At 63.5% G+C, this 18,376-nt stretch carries 17 protein-coding genes; 4 read left to right on the forward strand and 13 right to left on the reverse strand.

All coding sequences use genetic code 11. The annotated features are described in order from the left end of the window. The 5 genes from ccmE to ccmA form a co-directional block, all read right to left on the reverse strand. Nucleotides 1-444, reverse strand: a complete 444-nt coding sequence (gene ccmE, locus AC788_RS00905) for a cytochrome c maturation protein CcmE (RefSeq protein WP_049858765.1) — start codon at nucleotides 442-444, stop codon at nucleotides 1-3. Then, nucleotides 441-617 (reverse strand): heme exporter protein CcmD, encoded by a 177-nt coding sequence (ccmD, locus tag AC788_RS00910; RefSeq protein ID WP_049858766.1) that lies wholly within the window; start codon nucleotides 615-617, stop codon nucleotides 441-443. The genes ccmE and ccmD overlap by 4 nt, the downstream gene beginning before the upstream one ends. Beyond that, nucleotides 614-1,378 carry a heme ABC transporter permease gene (locus AC788_RS00915; protein ID WP_177327934.1) on the reverse strand — a complete coding sequence of 255 codons (765 nt, stop codon included), beginning with the start codon at nucleotides 1,376-1,378 and terminating at the stop codon, nucleotides 614-616. Before AC788_RS00915 ends, ccmD begins: the two co-directional genes overlap by 4 nt. 61 nt (nucleotides 1,379-1,439) lie before the next feature. Further along, nucleotides 1,440-2,108, reverse strand: a complete 669-nt coding sequence (gene ccmB, locus AC788_RS00920) for a heme exporter protein CcmB (RefSeq protein ID WP_049858767.1) — start codon at nucleotides 2,106-2,108, stop codon at nucleotides 1,440-1,442. Continuing rightward, nucleotides 2,105-2,737, reverse strand: coding sequence for a cytochrome c biogenesis heme-transporting ATPase CcmA (gene ccmA, locus AC788_RS00925; protein WP_049858768.1), 633 nt, complete (start codon nucleotides 2,735-2,737; stop codon nucleotides 2,105-2,107). Before ccmA ends, ccmB begins: the two co-directional genes overlap by 4 nt. A gap of 170 nt (nucleotides 2,738-2,907) precedes the next feature. Here ccmA and fliK point away from each other — a divergent pair, with 170 nt between their 5' ends. From fliK to AC788_RS00945, 4 genes are all read left to right on the forward strand, one after another. After that, nucleotides 2,908-4,473, forward strand: coding sequence for a flagellar hook-length control protein FliK (gene fliK, locus AC788_RS00930; RefSeq protein WP_049858769.1), 1,566 nt, complete (start codon nucleotides 2,908-2,910; stop codon nucleotides 4,471-4,473). Beyond that, a complete protein-coding gene (locus tag AC788_RS00935) occupies nucleotides 4,470-4,790 on the forward strand; it encodes an EscU/YscU/HrcU family type III secretion system export apparatus switch protein (RefSeq protein ID WP_049858770.1) in 321 nt (106 codons plus the stop codon). The genes fliK and AC788_RS00935 overlap by 4 nt, the downstream gene beginning before the upstream one ends. Before the next feature lie 186 nt (nucleotides 4,791-4,976). Further along, complete coding sequence (locus AC788_RS00940) at nucleotides 4,977-7,727, forward strand: dermonecrotic toxin domain-containing protein (protein WP_049858771.1); 2,751 nt, start codon at nucleotides 4,977-4,979, stop codon at nucleotides 7,725-7,727. Nucleotides 7,728-7,814: 87 nt separating this feature from the next. Continuing rightward, nucleotides 7,815-10,640: a dermonecrotic toxin domain-containing protein gene (locus tag AC788_RS00945; protein ID WP_049858772.1), complete on the forward strand. Its 2,826-nt coding sequence runs from the start codon at nucleotides 7,815-7,817 to the stop codon at nucleotides 10,638-10,640. Between the two features lie 57 nt (nucleotides 10,641-10,697). On the opposite strand, the gene AC788_RS00950 is transcribed toward AC788_RS00945, so the two are convergent. From AC788_RS00950 to AC788_RS00985, 8 genes are read right to left on the reverse strand one after another with little or no spacing between them, the layout of a single operon-like run. Continuing rightward, entirely contained in the window at nucleotides 10,698-11,090 is a 393-nt protein-coding gene (locus AC788_RS00950) for a DUF2802 domain-containing protein (protein ID WP_049858773.1), read from the reverse strand. Then, nucleotides 11,091-11,570: a chemotaxis protein CheW gene (locus tag AC788_RS00955; RefSeq protein ID WP_049858774.1), complete on the reverse strand. Its 480-nt coding sequence runs from the start codon at nucleotides 11,568-11,570 to the stop codon at nucleotides 11,091-11,093. It abuts the gene before it with no gap. 40 nt (nucleotides 11,571-11,610) lie between these two features. Next, entirely contained in the window at nucleotides 11,611-12,489 is an 879-nt protein-coding gene (locus tag AC788_RS00960) for a CheW domain-containing protein (RefSeq protein ID WP_049858775.1), read from the reverse strand. Beyond that, on the reverse strand, nucleotides 12,489-13,277 hold the full coding sequence (locus AC788_RS00965; RefSeq protein WP_049858776.1) for a ParA family protein: 789 nt from the start codon (nucleotides 13,275-13,277) through the stop codon (nucleotides 12,489-12,491). Before AC788_RS00965 ends, AC788_RS00960 begins: the two co-directional genes overlap by 1 nt. A gap of 50 nt (nucleotides 13,278-13,327) precedes the next feature. After that, nucleotides 13,328-14,212: a flagellar motor protein MotD gene (gene motD / locus AC788_RS00970; protein ID WP_049858777.1), complete on the reverse strand. Its 885-nt coding sequence runs from the start codon at nucleotides 14,210-14,212 to the stop codon at nucleotides 13,328-13,330. 11 nt (nucleotides 14,213-14,223) lie between these two features. After that, complete coding sequence (locus AC788_RS00975) at nucleotides 14,224-14,964, reverse strand: flagellar motor protein (protein WP_049858778.1); 741 nt, start codon at nucleotides 14,962-14,964, stop codon at nucleotides 14,224-14,226. Beyond that, nucleotides 14,964-16,112 carry a protein-glutamate methylesterase/protein-glutamine glutaminase gene (locus AC788_RS00980; RefSeq protein ID WP_049858779.1) on the reverse strand — a complete coding sequence of 383 codons (1,149 nt, stop codon included), beginning with the start codon at nucleotides 16,110-16,112 and terminating at the stop codon, nucleotides 14,964-14,966. The genes AC788_RS00975 and AC788_RS00980 overlap by 1 nt, the downstream gene beginning before the upstream one ends. Before the next feature lie 16 nt (nucleotides 16,113-16,128). After that, the gene (locus tag AC788_RS00985; RefSeq protein WP_049858780.1) at nucleotides 16,129-18,354 is read right to left on the reverse strand and encodes a chemotaxis protein CheA; all 2,226 of its coding nucleotides are present in this window, start codon (nucleotides 18,352-18,354) and stop codon (nucleotides 16,129-16,131) included. Nucleotides 18,355-18,376 lie beyond the last annotated feature (22 nt).

Here is an 18,376-nt window from a genome sequence, read left to right on the forward strand (position 1 = left end):
TCATTGTGAAGCTCCCATTCGGCCGGAATCCTTCAAGGCCTTGGTGACCTCCGGCGGCATGTATTTTTCATCGTGCTTGGCCAGTACCTCATCCGCCTCTACGACGCCGTCGGCGTTCAAGGTGCCCAGAGCGACGATGCCCTGCCCTTCGCGAAACAGATCGGGAAGGATCCCACGGTAGGTGATCGTGACGCTGTGCTGAAAATCGGTGACCACGAAGCGCACATCCAGCGAGTCGCCGGAGCGTTGCAGCGAGCCCTTTTCGACCATGCCACCGGCGCGAATGCGCGTGCCCGTCGGCGCCTCGCCATTGGCGATCTGCGTTGGCGTGTAGAACAGGTTGATGTTCTGCTGCAATGCGCCAAGGGCCAGTCCGACGGCCAGGGCGACGCCGGCCACCAGGGAGAGGATCAGCGTCAGGCGTTTGCGCCGTTGCGGTTTCACGGTCGGCCCTCCCGGCGCAGGCGTCGCGCCTCTTGTTGCAGATAGCGTCGCCGGGCCAGCAGCGGCCCGACCACGTTGACGATCAGTACCAGCAGGCACAGGCCATAGGCCGACCAGACATAGACGCCATGGCGGCCCATGCTCAGAAACTCGGCGAACGAAGTTAAGCTCATGGGCCGACCCTCGGTTTCAGTTCATCGGCCAGGTATTCCTGAACCCAGCGGCTGCGAGCCTCGCGCCGGAGCACTTCCAGGCGCATGCGCAGCAGCAGTACCGCACCGAAGAAACAATAGAAACCCAGGACCGTGAGCAACAGCGGCAGCCACATCTGCGCGGGCATCGCCGGTTTTTCGGTCAGGCTGAAGGTGGCGCCCTGGTGCAGGGTGTTCCACCACTGCACCGAGTACTTGATGATCGGAATGTTGATTACGCCGACGATGGCCAGCACTGCGCAGGCCTTGGCCGCGTTCTCGCGATTGCCGATGGCCTGGCCCAGGGCAATGAGCCCCAGGTACAGAAACAGCAGGATCAGCATGGACGTCAGGCGCGCATCCCACACCCACCAACTGCCCCAGGTCGGCTTGCCCCAGATGGCGCCGGTGGCCAGCGCCAGCACAGTCATCCAGGCGCCCACAGGGGCGGCGCATTGCAGTGCGACGTCGGCGATCTTCATCTTCCAGACCAACCCGACCACACCGGCCAGCGCCATCATCACGTAGCAGGACTGGGCAAGCATGGCCGCAGGAACGTGGATGTAGATGATGCGAAAGCTGTTGCCCTGCTGGTAATCCGGCGGAGCGAAGGCCAGGCCCCACACCACACCTGCACTGATGAGCAACGCCGCCGCCAGGCCCAGCCAGGGCAGCAAGCGCCCGCTCAGGGCATGGAACGCCTTGGGCGAGCCGAGCTTGTGAAACCACGTCCAGTTCATCACCTTGTTCTTCATGACCCCGTATTCAAAAGCATGAGCCGGTCGCACACCCGGCCTCGTCCGTTCATTCGCCGACACTGATCTTGAGCCCGGCCGCGATCGCGAAGGGCGCCAGGGTCACGGCCAGTGCCGTCAGGCTGCCCAGCCACAACAGGTAGCCAGCGGTCGGCAGCTGCTGCAACGACGCCTGCAGCGCGCCAGTGCCCAGAATCAGCACCGGGATGTACAGCGGCAACGTCAGCAAGGCCAACAACAGACCACCGCGCTTGAGCCCGACGGTCAGCGCAGCCCCCACCGCGCCCAGCAAGCTGAGCACCGGCGTGCCGAGCAGCAACGAGGCCAGCAGCACCGGCAGGCATCGTTCAGGCAAGCCGAGCATCAGGGCCAGCAGCGGTGAAACCAGCACCAGCGCCAGCCCGGAGAACGCCCAGTGCACCAGCACCTTGGCCAGCACCAGCACTGGCAATGGGTGTTCGGACAGCACCCATTGCTCGAGCGAGCCGTCTTCCAGATCGCTGCGAAACAACCCGTCGAGCGATAGCAGCACCGCCAGCAACGCGGCCACCCACACCAGGCCTGGGGACAGACTTTGCAGCAGCTGCATCTGCGGTCCGACGGCCAGCGGGAACAGCGCAACCACGATGGCGAAAAACACCAGAGGATTGGCCAGCTCTGCGGGTCGCCGACACAGCAGTCGCGCCTCGCGCTTGAGCAACAGGACGAAGACACTCATGCCGCGTTCGCATCCAGTTCCAGTCGCCGGTAGCGATTCGGTGTCTGCCCCAGCACATGGTGTGTGGTCAGCACCACCATGCCGCCTCGCTCGCAGTGATCGACCAGGTGCTGCTCCAACTGCTCGACCGCCTGCGCATCGAGCGCGGTGAAGGGTTCGTCGAGAATCCATAACGGCGGGCCGGGCAGATACAGACGGGCCAACGCCACGCGGCGCTGCTGACCCGCCGAAAGGATACGGCACGGCACGTCTTCGAAGCCGCGCAGACCGATCGCCGCCAAGGCGGTCCAGATCTGCTCTCGACTGGCGGGCGTATGCAGCGCACAAAGCCAGGCGAGGTTTTCCTCGGGGCTGAGGGCATCCTTGATACCCGTCGCATGGCCGATCCACAGCAGCTGACCGCCACGCTCGCTGCGCTGCGCGTGCAGCGCCGGGCTGGCAAAGACGACCTGCCCATCGGCGGGCTGCATCAGCCCGGCCAGCACGCGCAGCAGACTGGTCTTGCCACAGCCGTTGGGTCCGCACACCTGGAGCATGTCGCCCGCGGCCACCTGGACCTGCAGATGCTCGAACAGCAGGCGCCCATCGCGGTCGCAGGCAAGATCGGTGGCGTGCAGGTATGGGGTCAAAAATCCGCCTCATCGGGTTCGGTCGCAGGTTACGGCACTGTGCCGCACTCAAGTTTCGCAGGGCAAGGCCGCTATACTCCCATGGCGCTGTGTAGCAGAGCCGGCCGCCGTGGCCGCGCATTATACATGCGCAGTCTCTGCCCAAGGGCGTAACCGACACAGGTTTCATCATGCCTGACCTGATCAGCAACCTCGCCGCGCTTCCCACCGCCAGCGGTGCCGCGCGCGTCAGTGCGTCGAACACCGAGACGGTGAAGATCACCCAGCCCCTGGACAGCCTGCTGGCCCTGGGCGAGACGGTCGATGCCGAAGTGGTGTCGGTCAAGGCCGGCGCGCAGGACTTTCAGTTGCTGTTGCGCCTGAGTCTGGCCGGCGGCGGCGTGGCGACGATCACCGCCAGCAGCCTGCAGCCCGTGCCCCAAGGCACTGCATTGCTGGTCTCGCACCTGGCCGGTGGCGCGGCGTTGGTCACTACCCAGGAACGCGGCAATGGCGCACCGGTGACCCTGACACGCATCGACACCCAGGCCCTGCCGGTCGGTACGCTGTTGCAGGGCAAGGTCAGCAGCAGCCAGATGTTGCCGCAGATCGCCGGGCAACCAGCGGTGTACAAAGCGATGGTGACCTTGCTCAACACCGCCCAGGCCGGCAACATTCTGGCCATCGAGAGCCCCCAGCCGCTGCGCCTAGGCAGTTTGCTCAGCGCCCAGGTGATGAGTGACCAGAGCCTGAATTTCGTGCCCTTGAGCGGGCGCATGGACCAGTTGGCCGTGGCCCAGCAACTGGGGGCCCAGCAAGCCCGGCAGGGTTCGCTCGACAGCCTGCTGAGCCTGGTGCAGAACCTGAGCCAGAACCCCGACCTGGCGCCGCCGACCCGCGCCGGCCTGGAACGCCTGTTGGCCAGCCTGCCGGAGGTGCAGCAGATGGCCGATCCGAAAACCGTCGCCCAGGCCGTGGTCGCCAGCGGCGCGTTTCTGGAAGCCAATCTGCTCAACGGACAACCGGCCCCCGATCTCAAGTCGGCGCTGCTGCGCCTGATGGCGCAGATCGCGCCGGGCGCGCTGCCCAATCCGGCGGCACAACCGGCGGTGGCGGCCAATGTCCTCGCTCAGGTCTTGCCGGGCCGGGTGCGCAATGCCCTGAATGCCTGGGGGCAGGTCAGCGAAAAGACCGTGCCGGTGAGCTTCCCCCTGCCCGCCCGTACCGCGCAGAAAGGCGAAGGCGAAGACGACCTCGAACACCTGCTGCGCCTGGCCGGTGCAGCGGTGGCGCGGCTGCAGAGCCATCAGCTCGCCGGTCTGGAGCAAACCGGGCGCACCCCCGATGGGGCCACGCAGACCACCTGGCAACTGGAAATTCCCATGCGCCATCTGCACGACTTCATCCCGCTGCAGGTCAAGGTGCAACGCGAAGACCCGCCACCGGACCAGCAGCCCCCTGACAAGAACGAGCCCAGGCCCGCCCAGGAAAAGATCTGGCGGCTGGACCTGGCCTTCGATCTGGACACGCTGGGCCCGCTTCAGGTGCAGGCGCAACTGGCCCACGGCAGCCTGTCCAGCCAACTGTGGGCACAGCGTCCGGCTACCGCCCTGCTGATCGAGAACCAACTGGACAATTTGCGCCAGCGCCTGCAAGCCACCGGCTTGAACGTGGCTGATCTGCAATGCCATCAAGGCAGCGCACCGCAAGGTGCACGGACGCGACTGGAGCAACGCTGGGTGGATGAAACCGCATGAGCGAACGAGCCCCGCGCCAAGCCATCGCCCTGCGCTACGACGGCCAGAAGGCCCCTACCCTTACCGCCAAGGGCGACGATGAGCTGGCCGAAGCGATCCTGGCGATGGCCCGCGACTATGAAGTGCCGGTTTACGAAAATGCCGAGCTGGTGAAGATGCTCGCACGCATGGAACTGGGCGACAGCATCCCCCACGAGTTGTATCTGACCATCGCAGAGATCATCGCCTTCGCCTGGCACCTGCAGGGCAAGACCCCTGCCGGGTTCGAGCTTGCGCCCGCGCCGAGCGAGCGCGACATCACCCCCAAGGCCCCGTAGCACCTGGGCCTTGGGGCTTTTCCAAGGCTTTGGATCAAGCCTGCGTCCGGCGTCTCCAAGGCCCTCCCGAGACCGGTTCCCCGGCCACACCGGCAGCCGCTGCCCTACATAGTTACCACGTCCCTTGGCTGCGCCAACCGAATCATGGCCTGGCACGACTTTCCGTGCCTACAGAGGAATATCGCCATGACTTCCCGATTCATCAGCGCACATGGCGTTCAAGCCGTCCGCGACTCCCTCAAGGATTACCCCCGGCCCGACCGCGCCGCCGCCGACGCGGTGCGCGCGTGGGCCTTGAAGCAGGGCCTGAACCTGAACCCGGACAACGTCGATGCCGTTACCCTGCACTATCAAATCAAGGGGCAACGCTGCATCGCCCGTGTCGTGCAGAAGCTCACCCTGACTCAGGCACTGTTGTCCAACTGGCAGGGCGAGTCGGACAACAACCTGATCGGCGCTGCGCTGCACGAGGCCTGGGCGGGCCATCCACCGCCTTATCCGATCACCCTGGTCGACCACCTGGACGAACACAGCCTGTTCGACAACAGCGCCGAGTACCTGGTGTACAACGGCCTCTATCGGCAGGTCAGCCCGGCAAGCTATGACGCGGCGCACCATGTGCGCCTGGGCGCCGAGGCGTTTCAAAGCTTCATCTGGCACCTGGACTTCCACAAACCCTACAAGCAGATGCTTAAGACCTACTGGAAAGACGGGCTGCAGGCGTACCGCGATGCGGCCAAGGTCAATTTCATCGCCGCCTGCAACATGCAGATCAGCGAAGCCAGCCTCTCCGATGCCGGCCGCGTCCTGGCCTGGCAGGTCGCCGGCCTGCTGCCGCGTCCACATGGCGTACACGTCGCCTGTCTGAACATCTACGGTTATGTCGCCACCAACCTGTTGTGCCTGAAGAACAACGAGACGGGGCTGACCCTGCTTTACATCCCTGGCAACAGCGCGCCGTTCCACGAGTTCACCGACGAATCGTCGATGGCACGCTGGGTGGCCGAGCAGTGCTGGCACCCACGTACCCGTCAAGCGCTGGAAGACCATTTTCCACCCGGTGACGAGGCCGATACGCTGGGCTTCAGCGGACTCAATACCGCGCTGACGGGGCTGGGCCTGTACCCCGGCTATCACCATTTCGATCCTGACAAGCATCCCGGTTTCGCCACCAGCGGCCTGTGGGTGCCGCACGACACGGTCAATTACCGGACCAGCAAATACAGCCCGCCCATCGAAGGCGACCTGTTCATGGCCATGGCTCGCCATCAGAAGAAGCGCAGCGAGCAGGATGCCGAGTTCATCATCAACACCGACAGCTCGGTGACCAAGGAAAAATGGCGCGGTTATTTCACCTCGGCAATCAATACCCTGGCACCGATTGCGATGGTGGTGCCGGAACTGGCGCCGATCTTTGCCTTGGGCGGCATCGTTCAACTGGGCCTGGGTCTGGATCGGGCGATCAACGGCAAAACCCTGGAGCAGCGCGCAGCAGGCGCGGACGATGCCATCTGGGGCCTGCTCAACGCGACGCCCCTGCTGCACGTGCAGATCCCGGAACGGCCGGCCATCTTCCGTTTCAAGCGACCCGAGTTCGTCATCCCGGCACGCATCAATGGTCAGATCGGCTACCCCTTGAGCCCGGTCCAGCCGCCACACCTTCCACCGATCGAACCGATTCTGGAGGAGGCCTTCAGCCTGCCCACCGCCGTGGCACCCGTCGCCGAAGCGCCTCGAGACATCGCCGATGCAGTGATCAGAGTGCCAAGCTACAGTGGCAAAAAAGATGTTCTGGAATGCGAAATCGGTGGTTATGTGGCCGACGTCCATTACGACATCGAATATAACGCCTTCGTCCACAGCTCGGACCTCAACGAGATCGAACCACCCTACTACATCGCACCGCGGCCCGGTGAACGGTCACTGACGCGCCTGAAGGACGTCGACCGCCCGGTCACCGATGCCCAGCGCATGGAGACCCTGCAGGGCCTGGGGGTCGATTTGATATTGCCCATGAGTCTTGGCGAGTTGCGACCGCCGGCGATGAAACCCATTCCCAAGCAGATCTCCTGCATCTGGGTGGGCGACAAGGTGATCAGTCAGCCGCTCCTGGAGAATGTAGGGCGCAATGCGGCCTTGTTGCGCGAAAGCGATTACGCGTATCGCATATACCTCTCCACGGCCTCGCCCGAGGTCTATGCGCGCAATGTCGAGTTACTGGCCCAGCACGCGCCGTCCATGCAGGTCCTGCCGCTTGAATCTCAGCCGCTCTATGCTGAGTTCAAACAAAGCCGCTACTACCGTCAATACAAGGCTGCCATCGACGGCAATGGCGGCGTGGGTACCAATTTCGCGTCGGCATCGGATGTGCTGCGTTATCGAGTGCTTTACAGCGAAGGCGGGCTGTACATGGACATGGATGACAGCATTCTGCGGCCTGGGCAGCGAACGCCGCTCGGGCAGCCCGCCGAGTCCATCGACGCGGTGCCCCTGCAGACCTCGAACAGAGGCTTGATTCTGTCCGTGCCGATGTCAAACGAAACCCTGGGCATGAACATCCAGTATGGCAACAGCATGATCGGCAGCCACGCAGGCAACCCGACCTTGAATGCGATATCGGACACCATGCTGGAACGCTTCGAGGCACAACCGGATTTCTATGACAGCCGTCCGGATCCGCGCCAGGATCTGGAGGGTTTCCATCGCTATGCCATCGACTTGAACCATATCAGCGGCCCCGGCGCGCTAAACGACGCCATTACTCACCGGCTACTCGAGCTGGCGCAGTTTCGCGAAGTGTGGAATATCTCGGCACTGCCGATAAGGGACAACACGGGTGTGCTCGACTGGTCCGGGTTCCGCGAAGCCTATCAGGCACTGACCCCGCTGAACCGGTTTTCCCAGGTCGGCAGCAATTTGAGCTGGGCGCACACCTGATTGATACCTCCCCTACATAATCACCGCGCTCGCGGTCGTCCATAACGCCACCCTCCAAGGCCTCTACAGCAGGCCTTGGAGCCTTTCATGCACGCCAACACTCCCGCTATCAACGCCCACGCCGTTGCCTTCGCACGCGCGCTCGCACCCGAACTGCCGCGGCCCGACCATTGCGCTGCCGCAGCCCTGACCCAGTGGGCCAAACGCTGCGGCATGATCCTGGATCCCGACCAGATCGACGTTGTCACGCTGCACTACCAGCAGCATCGGGGTATCTGGCAGGCCGTCGTGGTCCAGCAACTGTCCCTGAGCCAGGCACTGATCGAAAACTGGCAAGGCGAATCGACCAACAACCTCTTCGGCGCCCTCCTGCATTCACCCTGGGCTGGACACCCACCGCCAACGCCGCTGCTGATCACCGATAAACTGCACAGCCGCGCTGCACCGCAATACGGTCAGGATTACCAAGTGTTCAACGGCCTGTACCGACGTACCCATCCAATGCGGTACGACGCCGGCAATCGCCTGAACCTGCCCGCCGAAAGCTTGCAGGCATTCATCTGGGAGCAGGACTTTCACACGCCCTACAAACAGACACTGGATGCTTTCTGGCGCGAACATTTCCAGGCCTATCGCAAGGCAGCTTTGCTGGGTTTCATGGCCGCGAGCAACCGTCAGGCCATGCAAGGTAGCCTGTCGGCTGCCGGCCAGCGGCTGACCTGGCAAGTGGCAGGCCTGGTGCCCCCGCCACGCTGGTCGAATTACGGCCGAACGGCGCAGACTCGCTCGGTCATGCGCGTGGCGCCGCTGAACATCTATGGCTATCCGGCCACGGATATTCTGTGCATGAGCAATGCGCACACCGGTCTGACCGTACTGTACATCTCCGGCAATAGCGCGCCGTTGCACGAGTTCGTCGACGAGCCCTGCATGAAGGTGTGGATCGCCGAGCAGTGCCGGGATACCGCCAAACGTGAGGCCTTGCAGGCCCATTTCGCGCCACGCGATGTGGACGACGGCCTGAGCTTCAGCGGTTTGGCCACGGCTCTGCGCGGACTGGGACACTACCCTGACGCTGATCGCCTGCCTGACAGCCACGCCGGTTTCGCCACCAGCGGCGTCTGGCATCCGCAGTCCACCATCAACTACAAGCCCGACAAGCACAGTCCTGCGATTACCGGCGATGTCTTCACCGCGCTGACCAAGCGTCAGCAGAAGCGCTGCTATCAGGACGCCGACTTCATCATCACCCGTGATCGCGACGTGGAAAAAGCACAGTGGCGGCACTACTTGAGTTCGGCCATCAACACACTGGCGCCGCTGGCCTGCATCGTGCCGGAACTCGCGCCGCTGTTCGCGGTGGGAGGGTTCGCGCAGTTCGGGCTGGCGCTGGACGCCACGATACAGGCCAAAACCCTGGAGCAGCGCGTGGAGGGCGCCGAAGGCCAGGTCTATGGTCTGCTCAATGCGTTGCCGATGTTGCACATGGCGACGCTCAAGGCGTCGATCTTTCGCTTCGAAGATCCCGCCATGGTGCCGGCCTACGAGCCGCAGGATTTCGTGCCGCCACGCAAAATCAACGGTCAGATCGGCTACCCCTTGAGCCCCACCGCACCGCCGCGCCTGCCGGTCTTGTCGGCAGACGAGCTGAAAGCGTTCTTTTCATTACCCTCCCATGTCGAGCCGCTGCCCGGAGGCGACCCTCGAATCGGCGAAGCGGTCATCCGCCTGCCCAAATACGACGGGGGCTACGACGTTCTGGAAAGCCAGGTGGATGGCTACCTCACCTCACTGGCCTGGGATGTGGAAACCAACACCTTCGTACCGCGTTCGGGCTTGAACGATGTGGAGCTACGTCATCTTCAGGCGCCAGCACAGGGTCGCCAGATGGTGGACGTGGCAGCGCCAGCCACTGCCAGCCTGAAGCAGCGAGAAGACACCCTGCTGGCCCTCGGTGTGGACCTGAAACTGCCCGTCAATCTCAGCGATCTGAAACCTGAAGGTGGCACGCCGATTCCGAAGAAGATTTCCTGCGTATGGGTAGGCAACAAGCTTATCGGACCTCAAATCCTGGAAAACCTGGGTAACAACGCGGCCATCGTCAAAAACTCTGCCTATGACTACCAGCTGTACCTGACCCAGACAGACCCGCAGGTCTACGCGCAGAATGTCGAACGACTGGCCCGCCATGCCCCGGGCCTGAAGATCCTCGCGCTGGAACAGCAGCCGTTCTATACCCAGTTCGCCGACAGCCAATACTTCGCCCAATACCAGGCCGCACTCGATGGCAACGGCGGCGTGGCCACCAACTATGCGTCGGCCTGCGACGTGTTGCGTTATCGCCTGCTGCAGGCCGAAGGCGGCGTGTACATGGATGTGGATGACAACCTGCTGCAGCCGGGCCAGCGGGCCGAATACGAAGGCGTTGCTTTCGGTGCGCCCGCCGTACATCTCGACGAAGCACGGTTGTTGGCGACACCCGAAAGCCTGGTGCTGTCCACGCCCGTGTCCAATGAACTGATGGGCATGCGCCATGAATTCAACAACAGCTTCATCGGCAGCCACGCTGGCAATCCGACGCTGGATGCAATCAGTGACGAGATCCACGCACGGTACCAAGCCAACCAGGATTTCTATCACAGCCGCCCGGACCGGGAGGCCGACCCGCAGGCCTTTGCCCAACACGCTCGACGGCTGAGCTACATGACCGGCCCCCGGGTGTTGAACGACATCATCCAGACACGCCTACCGTACCTGAAGGTGTTGGCGCAGCTGCGCAACTTTGCCGTATGCCCCACTGTGAATGGGCATCTGATCGCGGAAAAATCCGCCATCGGCGAGGCGTTCAGGCAGTGCCTGCCGTTGGAGTCCATCGGGATGGTACGCGGCAGCCTGAGCTGGGCCTCTACCTGATAGAAGCGCTGCGAGCACACCGCGATTGCACTGGGCTGGGGGATGGCCGGGACCGAATCAACCGCGGTGCAGCTTGCTCATGAGTTCGGCCTCGGCCTGGGTCAGGCCGCAAGCCTGGGTCAGCTCATCCACCGAGGCGCCCATGGCCACCAACTTGCCAGCTTGGGCAAACGACAAGCTGCCCGGGTCGCGTTGCTCGAGTTGCGCCAGCTTCTCGGGCAGCGGTCCGACCACCGCGCGCAGTTCGTGCAGCGCTTCGCCCAGACGCACGTTGAGGTTCTGGTAGTCATCCAGGCGCTTGGTCAGCTCGCGCAGCCGCTGATCACGCAGCGCGTCGCCGGCCGCCTGCTCGGCGGCCAACAGGCGCTGGCTTTTCTGATAGGACAGAAACAATGACACCGTTCCGACCCACAGCACTGCCAGCAGGACTACCGCGACCTCGAAGATCACTCAGATATTCTCCAGCTCGGACCACTCTTCTTCGGACATCATCTTGTCCAGCTCTACCAGAATCAGCAACTCGCCGTTCTTGTTGCACACGCCCTGGATGAACTTGGCCGACTCGTCGTTACCGACGTTGGGCGCGGTCTCGACTTCGGACTGGCGCAGGTAGACGACCTCGGCGACGCTGTCGACCAGAATCCCCACGACTTGCTTGTCGGCCTCGATGATGACGATGCGCGTATTGTCGCTCACATCGCTGGACTGCAAACCGAACCGCTGGCGCGTATCGATCACCGTGACCACGTTGCCACGCAGGTTGATGATGCCCAGCACGTAGCTGGGTGCACCGGGCACCGGCGCGATTTCGGTGTAGCGCAACACCTCCTGCACCTGCATCACATTGATGCCGTAGGTTTCATTGTCCAGACGGAAGGTGACCCATTGCAGAATCGGATCTTCGGAACCTTGGGCAGACGACTTCTTCATGCTACTAACCCCTCAAATGCCTTGACGGCGGCGTGTTCATTCAATGATTTATGACCGTGTTGGTGCTGCTGGTGGCAGGCTTGCCCGGCACCGAGTCGACCGCGCGCAGATGCCGCGCACCGCCACTGGCGATCAGTTCCGCCAGCTCGGCGACGTCCAGCAGCGCGCACATATGTTCGATGACCGTTCCTGCCAGCCATGGGCGCTGGCCACGCTGGCCGCGCCACTTGATCTCGCTGGGGTCCAGGCGCAGCGAGCGACTGACCTGATGCACGGCCAGGCCCCACTCGTAGCCCTGCACCGAAATGACGTACTGCAAGCCTTCGCGAAAGTCATCGCGGTAGCGATCGGGCATGACCCAGCGCGCGGTGTCGAGCACCTTCAGGTTGCCGCTGTTGCTGGGCAGGATGCCGAGAAACCAGTCAGGCTGGCCGAACAACGGCGTCAGGGTCTGACCGGCCAAGGCGTAGATCGAGCCCAGGCACACCAGCGGTACCGCCAGGGTCAACCCGGCCACGTCGAACAGCAGGCACTCGAACGGCTCGGCCGCCCAAGTGGGACGGCCATCGACCGCTGCCAGCAACGGCCGTGTGGTGGCAGTCGGCAGATGGACGTCGGCCACGGGCGAGACGCGTTCGGGCTCGGCGGTGGACAACGGATCGGCGACCGGCATGGGTATTGGCGCTGACTGCAATGGCACTGGTTCTGGTTCCGGTACCGGTTCGACGGCTGGAGCTGGCGTCGACTGCAGACTGAGGGCGTCGCGCGCCTGCTCCTCGAGCACGGCGGCCTGGAATTCGTCGAGACGGTCCAGGCTGGGTTCCGGTTCGAGTGCTTCGGTGGCTTCGTGCAACAGGCTGTCCAGATAGGACTGCAAGGCCACCTGCGGCCGCTGGGCAATATCGACGGGACGGTTCATCAGGCTACCTGCGCGACAAGTTGTTGAGCCAGCAAGTGCTTGAGCAAGGCACGGTAGGCGACCACGCCGCGGCTCTTGCCGTCGAAGCGCGAGGGTGTCTGTCCGGCCCGGCTGGCATCGCGCAGACGGGTGTCGACCGGGATGTAGCCCGGCCACAGATGTTGCGGGTAATCGTCGCGCAGGGTGCGCAGGGTGCTCAGCGATGCCTGGGTACGACGGTCGAACAGAGTCGGGATGATGCTGTACGGCAACGCCTGGCGCCGCGAACGGTTGATCATGGTCAAGGTGCTGACCATGCGTTCCAGGCCCTTGACTGCCAGATGCTCGGTCTGTACCGGAATCACCAACTGCTGGCTGGCCGCCAAGGCGTTGACCATGAGCACACCCAGCAACGGTGGGCTGTCGATCACGGCGTAGTCGAAATCCTGCCACAGTTGCGCCAGCGTCTTGGCGATCACCAGGCCCAGCCCGCTCTGCCCTGGCTGTTGCCGCTCCAGCGTGGCCAGTGCGGTGCTCGACGGCAACAGCGAGACGTTGGCCTCGCTGGTCGGCAGCAGCAACTGGTGGGCGAGGCCTGCGGGCACCGCGCCCTTGTGCTGGAACAGGTCGAAACAGCTGTGCGCCAGCTCGTCCGGATTGTGCCCGAAATAACTGGTCATCGAGCCGTGTGGATCGAGGTCGACCACGACCACGCGCTTGCCTGCCTCGGCCAGCAAACCCGCCAAGGCGATCGAGGTCGTGGTCTTGCCGACCCCGCCTTTCTGATTGGCTACTGCCCAGACTCTCATGATGGTGGTTTCCCCTCGGTCAACGGCTACCGAGACAGTGATGTTTCAAGTTATGGGCCGGGCGGCGGACTTTTGACAGAGCCAGCCGCCGACGGCGCGTTTAGCGGCGTCAGTGCAGTTTGTGTGCCAGCACGACGCAACGCCGCATCCGGCTGCGCATTGGCACTGCCGGAACTGGTAATGCTGCGACGTACGTCAAGGTTGCGCGAAATGACCAGCACCACCCGACGATTGCGCCCTCGCCCATCGGCGGTGGCGTTGTCGGCCACCGGCTGAAATTCGCCATACCCGACCGCGGCCATGCGCCGTGGGTCGATCCCTTCCAGGGCCATCATGCGCACGATACTCGCCGCCCGCGCGGTCGAGAGTTCCCAGTTGGTCGGGTACTGCGCCGTGCTGATGGGCTGGTTGTCGGTGAAACCCTCGACATGCACCGGGTTGTCGAAAGGCTTGAGAATGGTCGCGACCTTGTCGATGATCGAAAACGCCATGTCGCTGGGCATCGCATCGCCGCTGCCGAACAGCAGGCTGGACTTGAGCTCGATCTCGATCCACAGCTCGTTGCCCCGGACCGTCAATTGATCCGAGGCGATCAGGTCACCGAACGCCTGACGCACATCGTTTGCGATGGTCTGCAGCGGATCGGCCGCCTCGCCCATGGCCGCCTCCGACTGTTCGCTGTCGGTCACCAACGGCTGCGCCGGACGGGTCGTCAAGGGTCGCTCCTCGCCGATCGGAATCGGCCGGAGGCTGCGGTCCGGGTCATTGAAGACCCCGACCAGCGCTTGCGAGAGCACCTTGTACTTGCCTTCGTTGATAGACGAGATCGAATACATCACCACGAAGAACGCGAACAGCAAGGTAATGAAATCGGCGTAGGACACCAGCCAACGCTCATGATTCTCCGGCTCTTCAACGCGACGACGACGGGCCATGGCTTGCTCTCCTAGTCGAGGTAGCCTTGCAGCTTCATTTCGATGGAGCGCGGGTTCTCGCCCTCGGCGATGGATAGCAGCCCTTCGAGCAGCATTTCCCGATAGGCCGCCTGACGCTGGGCCAATGCCTTGAGCTTGTGAGCCACCGGCAACAGCAGCAGGTTGGCGCTGGCCACGCCATAAATGGTCGCCACGAACGCCACGGCAATACCATTGCCCAGCTGGCTGGGATCGGCCAGGTTGCCCATGACGTGGATCAGCCCCATGACGGCGCCGATGATGCCAATGGTAGGCGCATAGCCACCCATGCTTTCGAACACTTTGGCCGCTTGCAGATCGCGGGTTTCGCGGTTGTACAGATCGACTTCGAGAATGCTGCGGATGGTTGCCGGTTCGGCGCCATCGACCAGCAGCTGCAAGCCCTTGCGGGCATAGTCGTCGGGCTCGGCTTCGGCGCTGGCTTCGAGGCCCAGCAAGCCTTCCTTACGCGAGACCAGGCTCCAGTTCACGACGCGATCGATACCGCCGGCCATGTCGATCCGGGGCGGAACGAGGATCCAGCGGACATTGTGCAAGGCCCGCTTGAACGCGCTCATGGGCGACTGGATCAGCGCCGCAGCCAATGTTCCCCCAACCACGATCAGCGCCGCCGGACCGTTGAGCAGAGCCGACAGATGGCCGCCTTCGAGAAAGTTACCACCAATGATGGCGACGAACGCGAGGATGATCCCGATCAGGCTCAAGACATCCATCAGCCGCACGCCTCGACCAGGTGCCGACCGATGTCGTCGAGGCTGTAGACGGCGTCGGCCAGGCCGGCCTTGACGATGGCCATGGGCATGCCATAGATGACGCAACTGGCTTCGTCCTGGGCCCAGATCTGACTGCCGCCCTGCTTGAGCAGACGCGCGCCCTCTCGCCCGTCGGCGCCCATGCCGGTGAGTACCACCGCCAACACCTTGTCGCCGTAGGACTTGGCTGCCGAGCCGAAGGTGATGTCCACGCACGGTTTGTAGTTCAGCCGCTCGTCACCCGGCAGGATCTTCACCGCGCCACGGCCGTCGATCATCATCTGCTTGCCGCCGGGCGCCAGCAAGGCCAGCCCGGGACGCAACACGTCACCGTCTTCGGCTTCCTTGACGGTGATCCGGCACAGTTTGTCCAGCCGCTCGGCGAAGGCGCGGGTGAACGCGGCCGGCATGTGCTGGACCAGCACGATGGGCGTTGGAAAATGCGCAGGCAGTTGGGTGAGCACACGCTGCAGGGCCACTGGCCCGCCGGTGGAAGTACCGATCGCCACCAGCTTGTAGGGCTTGCGCCGCGGCGTCGCGCTGCTGGCCGTCGGCGCCGGGGCACGTGCAGGTGTAGCTGGCGCGGCCGTAGCAGGCGATGGTGACCGGCTTGGCGCTGGCCGCGAAGACGCCACTGCGGTGCTGGCACCTGGCGTGACCGCAGGCGCGGCCGTCGCAGCGGGCGCCGTGAAGTGCGCGCCCAGACGGCGGTTGCTGCGCGAGAGCGTATGGACCTTCTCGCAGAGCATTTGCTTGACCTTCTCGGGGTTGCGAGAAATGTCTTCGAAGTTCTTCGGCAGGTAATCCACTGCCCCCGCGTCGAGGGCGTCGAGGGTCACCCGCGCGCCTTCGTGGGTCAGTGAGGAAAACATCAACACCGCAGTGGGACAACGTTGCATGATGTGACGCACGGCGGTGATGCCGTCCATCATCGGCATCTCGTAGTCCATGGTGATCACATCAGGCTTGAGCGCCTGGGCCTGATCGATCGCTTCGCGGCCATTGGTGGCGGTCCCGACCACCTGAATGGTGGGGTCCGACGAGAGAATTTCCGAGACGCGACGGCGGAAGAAACCAGAATCATCCACCACCAGGACCTTGACTGCCATAAACACTCCACTACGATCAGATACGCCGCGCGGCGTAGCGCTTGAGCATGCTCGGTACATCGAGGATCAAGGCTATTCGGCCGTCCCCGGTGATGGTCGCGCCGGACATGCCCGGCGTGCCCTGGAGCATCTTGCCCAATGGCTTGATCACCACTTCTTCCTGGCCGACCAATTGGTCCACCACGAAGCCGATGCGCTGGGTGCCCACCGACAGGATGACCACATGCCCCTCGCCTTGCTCCTCGTGAGCCGCAGACTTCACCAGCCAGCGCTTGAGGTAAAACAACGGTAGCGCCTTGTCGCGCACGATGACCACTTCCTGGCCGTCGACGACGTTGGTGCGCGAGAGATCCAGGTGGAAGATCTCGTTGACGTTGACCAGCGGGAAAGCAAACGCCTGGTTGCCCAGCATCACCATCAGGGTTGGCATGATGGCCAGGGTCAACGGCACCTTAATGACGATCCTGGAACCCTGGTCCTTGGCCGAGAAGATGTTGATCGAGCCATTGAGCTGGCTGATCTTGGTCTTAACCACGTCCATGCCCACGCCGCGGCCCGACACGTCGGAGATTTCCGTCTTGGTGGAGAAACCCGGGGCGAAGATGAGGTTGTAGCAGTCCGATTCGCTCAGTCGGTCGGCTGCGTCACGGTCCATCAGGCCCTTTTCCACGGCCTTGGCGCGCAGAACGGCAGGGTCCATGCCCTTGCCGTCGTCGCTGATCGACAACAGGATGTGGTCACCCTCCTGCTCTGCCGACAATACCACCCGACCGCCGCGCGCCTTGCCACTGCGCTCACGCTCTTCGGGCGTTTCGATGCCGTGATCGACGGCGTTGCGCACCAAGTGCACCAGCGGGTCGGCCAGTGCCTCGACCAGGTTCTTGTCGAGGTCGGTTTCTTCACCGACCAGCTCCAGGTTGATTTCCTTCTTCAACTGCCGGGCCAGATCGCGGACCAGGCGCGGGAAGCGTCCGAAGACTTTCTTGATCGGCTGCATCCGCGTCTTCATGACCGCGGTCTGCAGGTCGGCCGTCACCACGTCGAGGTTGGACACCGCCTTGGACATGGCCTCGTCGCTGCTGTTGGCACCCAGGCGGACCAGGCGGTTACGCACCAGCACCAGTTCGCCGACCATGTTCATGATTTCGTCGAGGCGCGCGGGATCGACGCGCACGGTCGTCTCGGCTTCGGTGGCGACCGGTTTCTCGGCCACCGGCGCACGTGCCGGAGCGGCCTCGGCCTTGCGCGGGGCTGCAACCGGCGCCGCTACGGCAGAAGTCGGCTGAGCGTCGGGCAGGCTGGCAACATCGCTGAACTTGCCCTTGCCGTGCAGCTGGTCGAGCAATGATTCGAATTCGTCGTCGGTGATGTTATCGCTTACCGGAGCCGGGGCTTGCACCTGCGCAGGCGGTTGCGGCTTGACCGCATCGGCCGTGAACGCACCCTTGCCATGCAACTGGTCGAGCAGTGCCTCGAACTCGTCGTCGGTGATCTCGTCACCCGGCGCCGCTGCGGTGGTCGATGGTGTCACTGCTTCGGAGGCCGGCGCACCGGAGGGTCCTGAGGTAGCAGGTGCTGCGGTGGGGGACGCCAGCGCGTCGACGGCGAACTGACCTTTTCCATGCAATTGATCGAGCAGCGACTCGAATTCGTCATCGGTGATTTCGTCGCTGATCGGACCATCGGGCACGCCCGCGGTCGGCGTGGCAGCCTGCGCCTTGGCCGCACCCAAAGAATCGAGCAATTGTTCGAACTCGTCATCGGTGATGTCGTCGCTCGGCGCCGAGACCGGTGCAGCCACCGGTGCCGCCACGGGCGGTGCAACCGCCACTGCGGGTGCTGCGACGGCCACTGCCGGCTCGGCCAGACGCGCGAGAGCATCGAGCAGCTGCGCACTGGCCGGCGTGACCGGGGCGCGCTCGCGCACTTCGGCGAACATGCCATTGACCGCGTCCAGGGCCTCGAGCACAACGTCCATGAGCTCAGAATCAACCCGGCGCTCACCCTTGCGCAAGATGTCGAAGACGTTTTCGGCGATATGGCAGCACTCCACCAGCTCGTTGAGCTGGAGGAAGCCGGCGCCGCCTTTTACAGTGTGAAAACCGCGAAAAATTGCGTTGAGCAAGTCGGCATCATCGGGACGGCTTTCCAGCTCGACCAGTTGTTCGGACAGTTGCTCGAGAATTTCGCCGGCCTCTACCAGGAAATCCTGAAGGATTTCTTCGTCGGCGCCGAAGCTCATGTGGATGCTCCCTGGAATACGT

Source organism: Pseudomonas sp. RIT-PI-a, assembly GCF_001187875.1.
Taxonomy (GTDB): domain Bacteria; phylum Pseudomonadota; class Gammaproteobacteria; order Pseudomonadales; family Pseudomonadaceae; genus Aquipseudomonas; species Aquipseudomonas coleopterorum.

What these genes read in the sequence shown, in the direction of transcription:
- ccmD (WP_049858766.1), bottom strand. Translation starts at nt 617, where the DNA reads ATGAGCTTAACTTCGTTCGCCGAGTTTCTGAGCATGGGCCGCCATGGC.
- ccmB (WP_049858767.1), bottom strand. Translation starts at nt 2,108, where the DNA reads ATGAGTGTCTTCGTCCTGTTGCTCAAGCGCGAGGCGCGACTGCTGTGT.
- fliK (WP_049858769.1), top strand. Translation starts at nt 2,908, where the DNA reads ATGCCTGACCTGATCAGCAACCTCGCCGCGCTTCCCACCGCCAGCGGT.
- AC788_RS00935 (WP_049858770.1), top strand. Translation starts at nt 4,470, where the DNA reads ATGAGCGAACGAGCCCCGCGCCAAGCCATCGCCCTGCGCTACGACGGC.
- AC788_RS00940 (WP_049858771.1), top strand. Translation starts at nt 4,977, where the DNA reads ATGACTTCCCGATTCATCAGCGCACATGGCGTTCAAGCCGTCCGCGAC.
- AC788_RS00945 (WP_049858772.1), top strand. Translation starts at nt 7,815, where the DNA reads ATGCACGCCAACACTCCCGCTATCAACGCCCACGCCGTTGCCTTCGCA.
- AC788_RS00955 (WP_049858774.1), bottom strand. Translation starts at nt 11,570, where the DNA reads ATGAAGAAGTCGTCTGCCCAAGGTTCCGAAGATCCGATTCTGCAATGG.
- AC788_RS00960 (WP_049858775.1), bottom strand. Translation starts at nt 12,489, where the DNA reads ATGAACCGTCCCGTCGATATTGCCCAGCGGCCGCAGGTGGCCTTGCAG.
- AC788_RS00965 (WP_049858776.1), bottom strand. Translation starts at nt 13,277, where the DNA reads ATGAGAGTCTGGGCAGTAGCCAATCAGAAAGGCGGGGTCGGCAAGACC.
- motD (WP_049858777.1), bottom strand. Translation starts at nt 14,212, where the DNA reads ATGGCCCGTCGTCGTCGCGTTGAAGAGCCGGAGAATCATGAGCGTTGG.
- AC788_RS00975 (WP_049858778.1), bottom strand. Translation starts at nt 14,964, where the DNA reads ATGGATGTCTTGAGCCTGATCGGGATCATCCTCGCGTTCGTCGCCATC.
- AC788_RS00980 (WP_049858779.1), bottom strand. Translation starts at nt 16,112, where the DNA reads ATGGCAGTCAAGGTCCTGGTGGTGGATGATTCTGGTTTCTTCCGCCGT.
- AC788_RS00985 (WP_049858780.1), bottom strand. Translation starts at nt 18,354, where the DNA reads ATGAGCTTCGGCGCCGACGAAGAAATCCTTCAGGATTTCCTGGTAGAG.